Raw genomic sequence first — 6000 nt, forward strand, 5'->3', positions numbered from 1 at the left:
TGACATACGGCTCCGCACAGAGCGCCGGTCCAGTCGCCCGCGCCCTGCCGCCCCGGCCCGTGAAACGCCGTCCCCACCCGGGTCAGGGCACCAGCACGATCCTGCCGAACACCTTCCCCGCGTCCATCTCGCGGTGGGCCGGCACCGCCTGGTCCAGAGGCAGCACCTCGTGCACGACGGTGCGCAGGTCCCCGTGCGCGGCATCGGCGAACTGGGACGACCGCACGGCCTGCCGGTCGGGGCCGGGCACCGTGTCGGAGCTGAAAGTGGCGAACGACAGCGACTTGCGGAAGGCGTTCATCAGCCGCGTGCCGAAGTCCGCCGGCGGCTGCCCACCGACCACACCGACCGCCACGTACCGCCCGTTGGGGTTCAGCTTGTCCAGGAAAAGAGGAAGCTGAGGACCCCCTACGACATCGATCACCACGTCGAAGCCCGCCGGTGCGTCCGGGCCGCCCTTGCCGGAGCGGTCGAGGACATGGGTCGCGCCCAGGTCCCGCAGGCGGGCGCCGCGCTCCGCCGACGAGGAGGTGACCGCCACCGCGCTCGCGCCGCCTCCGGCCGCGAGCTGGACCGCTGTGATCCCGATGCTGCCCGCCGCACCGCGCACGAGCACCGTCTCACCGGGCGTGAAACGGGCGCGGTCCAGGGCGAAGTGGGCGACCACGCCGGAGCCGCCGAGGGTCACCGCGTCGGCGGCGGTCAGGTCGTCGGGCAGCGCGAGGACGTCCTCGACCGCGGCGACGGCCTGCTCGGCATACCCACCGGACAGGCCGGTGAACGCCCACACTCGCCGCCCGACCCACGAGACGTCCACGCCCTCTCCCACCGCGGCGACCCTTCCCGCGACCTCGCTTCCGAGGAGATGGCCCTCCCGGAAGCCGTAGGCGGCAAGCGCTCCCCGGCGGATCACGGCGTCCACGCCGCCCACCCCGATCGCCTCCGTGACGATCCGCACCTGCCCCGGGGCGGGAACGGGTACGGGCACATCGACGACCTCCAGGCCCTCGGGGGCTCCGAACGTCCTGATCACGACGGCTTTCATCTCTGCTCCTGGGGTCGGTGGAGGGACGGATCACAGATGCCGCGGCCGTGGACGTCGAGTCGGCCCCACAGCCGGGGCGTCACCGGCGAAGCGCCGGGACGGGGCGGCAGCACCGCCTTCGGACCGTAACGGACGCCCCCGTCCGTTTGAGTAATGTGAGAAACGATGACCGACCATTTGCCTCAGACCGTGCGTTCCGACGCCCGCGACAACCGGGTCCGCATCCTGGACGCCGCCCGCGTGGTGTTCGGCGAGGAGGGACTGAGCGCGCCCATGCGCGAGGTCGCCCGGCACGCAGGCGTCGGCCCCGCCACCCTGTACCGGCACTTCCCGACCAAGCAGGCACTGATCGTGGAAACCTTCGCCGAGCAGCGGCGGGCCTGTCGTGCCGCCGTCCACGACGCCCTCGCGGACTCGGACCCGTGGGACGGATTCCGGAGCCTGATCGAGCGGATCTGCGAACTCCACGCGCAGAGCCGGGGATTCGCCGACGCCTTCATGACGGCCTTCCCCGAGGCCATGGACTTCGCCGCCGACCGGCAGCGGACTCTGCGCGCGGTCGGCGAACTGGCTCGCCGTGCCCAGGAGACCGGCCGACTGCGCCCCGGCTTCGTCGTCGACGACCTGATCCTCATGCTCATGGCCCACCGGGGCCTCCAGGACACACCGCGTGCCGCCCGGCTCGCGTCCTCCCGCCGCTTCGCCGCCTACGTGATCGAGGCGTTCCGCGCCGCACCGGAGACGGGAGCGCCCGCGCCGCTGCCCCCAGCCCCACACCTGCGGCTCACGCACACGCCCGACACACCATGAATCCGCCCCCGGAGGGATCCGTCGGCCCCTACGGTCCGACAGCCCCGCCGGGCCCCTGTGCCGCCGGGTGCTCAACGACCCGGGCCCGCCGGAGCCACGCCGGCTTCCGCTGTCCGTGCGCCGGCCGACCCGCGAGGGGCTTCGTGTCTCAGGCTTGCGGCGGCGTCGCGCTGGACAGCTCCCCGGAGAAGGCCCACCACTGCTCGATGGTCCACACCGCGATGCTGGAGCGGTCGGTGGGCATCCGCGACCACACCTCCTCGCCGCCCGCCGCTACGCGATGTCCGGCGACCGCCGCACCCCGCACGGCACCGTGCTGTAGCCGTTGCTGCCCGGTTGCTGCCCATGCTCCTGTGGTTGTCCGTTGCACTCGAAGGTCGCGCATCCGGCCGGCGGTGGCCGGCGCGACGAAACCTGTGTCGTCGCACAGCGCGCCGAAGGTGTGCAAGCGGCGGTTCTCCCCGTCGCCGAGATCGAGGACGAAGACGTCGTCCTGGCGCTCCAGCGTGGGGATGGCGGCTCCTTCTCGGTGAGTCGGTCGGGTGCGGTTGGTGTCGCCGGGGGTCACGGCCCGGTGTCGGCGCGGGTTTCCGGCCGGTCCGCGAGGGCGTGGACGAGCAGTTCGTGGATCTCGGCGGCGGCGTCCTCCATCGGGAGGGTGCTCTCCTGCGCCCGGCACAGCACCACGGCGCCCTCTTCCGCGGCGACGATCAGGGCGGCCAGGCGGCGGCTGCGCTCCTCCGGCAGACCGTGCCGCGTGAGGAGGGTGGTGAACGCCTGCTGCCAGCGGGCGAAGGCCCGGCCCGCGGTGCGGGCGAGCTGGGGGGCGTCGTCGTTGGTCTCCACGGCCACCGCGACGATCGCGCAGCCGGCCCGGAAGCCGCTGTCGGCCACCTGACTGCGCCAGTGCGCGAAGAAATCGTCGACCGCCCTCACCGGGTCGTCGGCCTGCGCGAGGGTCTCGATCATGCCGGTCATCAGGCCCCCGCCGAGGGTCACCGCTTCCTCCATCAGCTGGGTCCGACCCCTGGGGAAGTGGTGGTAGACCGAGCCGCGCGGAGCGCCGCTGTGCGCGAGGACCCGGTCCATGGTGGTCGCGCTCGCGCCGTACTCGCGCAGCAGAGTCATCGTGGAGTGCAGCATGCGCTCGCGGCTGTCGCTCTTGCGGGGACTCATCGCGCCCCTTTCCTCGTCTGACGGACCGCCGCCGGCCTGCGGGGCGGCCCAAGTGGTGCTGACGTTGCAACCGGCCCTGTTTGCGGACCCGCCGACAGCATTATATGTTTTATGACGTAGAGCATACAACGTTGCGGTCACGCGCCCGCCGAAAGGACGTGTCTGTCATGACCTCTGTGCTGCATTTCAATGTGCCCGAGAAGCCCCTCGTAGGCGACCGGCCCCACGGACTGGGGCACCGATGGCATGGGACCCGATGGCCCTGACGCTGATCTACGGCGAGAGCGACGCGGTCCTGGTGGGCCCGCTGACCACCGTGCCCGAGGCCCGAAGCGCTGGCCGCGTGGGTCAGGCTCCACCACCGCAATCCCACGACGATCTCCATCACCCACGGCCGCCTGGACCACTTCGCCGGGCTGAGCGTGCTGCTGCGGCACTTCCCCGACGCCAGGGTGATCGCCACGCCGAAGGCGGCTGCGCATCATCGAACAGGGCCACTCCGACGCGCCCGAGAGCACCTCGCTGTACGTGCCCGACCTCGGCCTCGTGGTCGGCGGGGACGTAGTCCACAACCAGTGCTACCAGTACGTCGCCGAGCTCACCGACGACATCCGCGAGAACTGGACCGCCGCGCTGGACCGCCTGGCGGCGATGAACCCCAAGACCGTCGTCGCCGGCCACAAGAAGCCGGGCGTCCCGGACGCCCCCGAGCGCATCGAATGGACCAAGCGCTACCTGAACGACTTCGCCCGCCTGAAGAGGGAGACCTCCAGCGAGCGCGAACTGTTCGACGCCATGGCGCGCTGTACCCCACATGGGCCGCCCGCCAGTCGTGGCTCATGTTCGGCCTGGCCTGACCCCCGCAACACCCCCGTTCCGCACCACCACGAAGGACACCACGCCATGACCACACCGACCGCCCATACCGCCGGCAACTTCGAGATCGCCGGAAAGAAGGTCGCCCGCCTGGGCTTCGGCGCCATGCGCCTGACCGGCCTGGGCATATGGGGAGAACCCGAGGACCGCGACGAGTGCATCCGCGTCGTCCGCCGCGCCGTCCAGCTGGGGGTGCAGTTCATCGACACCGCCGACTCCTACGGCCCGCACGTCAGCGAAGAGATCATCCGCGAGGCGATCCACCCCTATCCCGACGACGTCCTGATCGCCACCAAGGCCGGCCTGGCCCGCCCCGGCCCCGACGCCATCCGCACCGACCAGGGTGTGCAGCAGCTGGGCTTCCAGGGATGGCTGCCGCTGGGCCGCCCCGAATATCTCCGCCAGCAGGCGGAGATGAGCCTGCGCCGCCTCGGCCTGGAGCGCATCGACCTCTTCCAGCTCCACCGGATCGACCCCAAGGTGCCCCTGGAGGAGCAGGTCGGCGAGCTGAAGAACCTTCAGGACGAGGGGAAGATCGCCGCGATCGGCCTGTCCCAGGTCAGCGTGGAACAGATCGAGCAGGCCCGGCGGATCGCCGACATCGCCACCGTCCAGAACCGCTACAACCTCACCGACCGCACCTCCGCCGACGTCCTGGCCTACTGCGAACGCGAGAGCATCGGCTTCATCCCCTGGGCGCCCGTCGCCGCCGGAACACTGACCGCCCCCGGCGGCCCGGTCGACCGCATCGCCACCACCCACGGCGCCACCCCCTCCCAGGTGGCACTCGCCTGGCTGCTGGACCGCTCCCCGGTCATCCTCCCCATCCCCGGCACCTCCAAGGTCACCCACCTGGAGGACAACATCGCCGCCGCCGGCCTCCACCTGAACGCCCAGGAGATCGCCGAACTCACCGACGCGACGCGATGGCTCACCCGCTGACCCACGGTGGATTCAACTGGTCGTCGCAACACCCTGATCTCGGAGGTGTGCGGCGTGGCCACGGCGGACTGGAGTGTGAAGACCAGCGATGTTCCGGAGGGGCGGCGTCGGCAGTGGCGCGCTGACCGTGCGTTGCGGCCGGCGATGCGTTCGCCGGGGCGGCCTGATCCGTCTCCGTCGCGATCTCGGCCGCCAATACCCACGACAGCCTGGCCCTGCAACCGCTGGTCATGGGCATCCCACCGGTCCGCAGCCCCTGCGGACCGCGGCGTCGCCGACCGGCAAAGCTCTACGGCGACAAGGGCTACGACTATCCACACCTGCGTCGATGGCTCCGTGAGTGAAACATCGTTCCTCGTATCGCCTGCCGCGGTGTCGAGAATTCACAGCGCCTGGGCCGGCATCGCCGGGTGGTCGAACGCACCCTGTCCTGGCTCATGCACCACCGCCGCCTCACCCGCGACCACGAAACCCACCCACACCGATCAGCCGCCATGATCCACATCGCCGCTATCGACCTCATGAGCCGTCGAGCCACCCAGGAAAACACCCCCGACTGGCGCGGCACCTGACCCCGAACCAAATGGAGAACAATCGAGCAGACGACCGGTCTAAAATTCGTTATTGTCATAATCCCCGCGCAGAAAAGGAACGGAAATGTCTCATTCCCAAGGATTCAAGGTAATCAGCGACCTCTATCAGGCCTACATGGAAGGTGACCTGGTCTCCTTCTACAAGAACCTGTCGCCCGATCTGCAATGGATCGAATGTGAAGGCTTTCCGGCTCCCGGTGTGTTTCGGACCAAAGAGGAAATCACGGAAAACGTCTTCAATGTCCTGGCACGCGACTGGAGCCAATGGGGCTACCAGCTTGAACAGCTCATCGATGCCGGTGAGTTCATAGTCGCCATCGGAACCTACCAGGGGACCCACGGCACGACCGCGAAGTCCTTCAGCGCCAGAAGCGCGCACCTATGGCATGTCACCGACGGGAAGATCGTGCGCTTCGAGCAGATCGCCGACACTCACCTCATGCACATCGCCGCAACCGCTTAGTACTCCAGCTGTAGATCGAGATCTTGCTCGTTGCGCTTGTCGCTTCGGCTGACCTGTAAGGCGCGCAAGGATGCCTGGCAGAGTGGCCACCGGGA

The 6000-nt window shown here is 69.6% G+C and carries 7 protein-coding genes and 1 pseudogene; 5 read left to right on the forward strand and 3 right to left on the reverse strand.

Annotated features, from left to right (window positions below):
- Positions 1-82 precede the first annotated feature (82 nt).
- Positions 83-1045 carry a zinc-binding dehydrogenase gene (locus ACH5AO_RS36375; protein ID WP_398932333.1) on the reverse strand — a complete coding sequence of 321 codons (963 nt, stop codon included), beginning with the start codon at positions 1043-1045 and terminating at the stop codon, positions 83-85.
- A 165-nt stretch (positions 1046-1210) separates the two neighbouring features.
- Here ACH5AO_RS36375 and ACH5AO_RS36380 point away from each other — a divergent pair, with 165 nt between their 5' ends.
- Positions 1211-1855: a TetR/AcrR family transcriptional regulator gene (locus ACH5AO_RS36380; protein ID WP_398932335.1), complete on the forward strand. Its 645-nt coding sequence runs from the start codon at positions 1211-1213 to the stop codon at positions 1853-1855.
- A 148-nt stretch (positions 1856-2003) separates the two neighbouring features.
- On the opposite strand, the gene ACH5AO_RS36385 is transcribed toward ACH5AO_RS36380, so the two are convergent.
- Positions 2004-2423 (reverse strand): hypothetical protein, encoded by a 420-nt coding sequence (locus tag ACH5AO_RS36385; RefSeq protein WP_398932337.1) that lies wholly within the window; start codon positions 2421-2423, stop codon positions 2004-2006.
- A complete protein-coding gene (locus ACH5AO_RS36390) occupies positions 2420-3031 on the reverse strand; it encodes a TetR/AcrR family transcriptional regulator (RefSeq protein ID WP_398932339.1) in 612 nt (203 codons plus the stop codon). The genes ACH5AO_RS36385 and ACH5AO_RS36390 overlap by 4 nt, the downstream gene beginning before the upstream one ends.
- 903 nt (positions 3032-3934) lie before the next feature.
- On the opposite strand from ACH5AO_RS36390, the gene ACH5AO_RS36395 reads away from it, so the two are divergent.
- From ACH5AO_RS36395 to ACH5AO_RS36410, 4 genes and pseudogenes are all read left to right on the forward strand, one after another.
- Entirely contained in the window at positions 3935-4849 is a 915-nt protein-coding gene (locus tag ACH5AO_RS36395) for an aldo/keto reductase (RefSeq protein WP_398932345.1), read from the forward strand.
- A gap of 230 nt (positions 4850-5079) precedes the next feature.
- Positions 5080-5193: a hypothetical protein gene (locus ACH5AO_RS36400; RefSeq protein ID WP_398932341.1), complete on the forward strand. Its 114-nt coding sequence runs from the start codon at positions 5080-5082 to the stop codon at positions 5191-5193.
- 60 nt (positions 5194-5253) lie between these two features.
- Positions 5254-5421, forward strand: a pseudogene (locus tag ACH5AO_RS36405) (IS5/IS1182 family transposase); the annotation flags it as partial.
- Between the two features lie 85 nt (positions 5422-5506).
- The gene (locus ACH5AO_RS36410; RefSeq protein ID WP_398932343.1) at positions 5507-5905 is read left to right on the forward strand and encodes a nuclear transport factor 2 family protein; all 399 of its coding nucleotides are present in this window, start codon (positions 5507-5509) and stop codon (positions 5903-5905) included.
- Positions 5906-6000 lie beyond the last annotated feature (95 nt).

The sequence above is a fragment of the Streptomyces sp. NPDC018964 genome (assembly GCF_044390325.1).
Classification (GTDB): Bacteria; Actinomycetota; Actinomycetes; order Streptomycetales; family Streptomycetaceae; genus Streptomyces.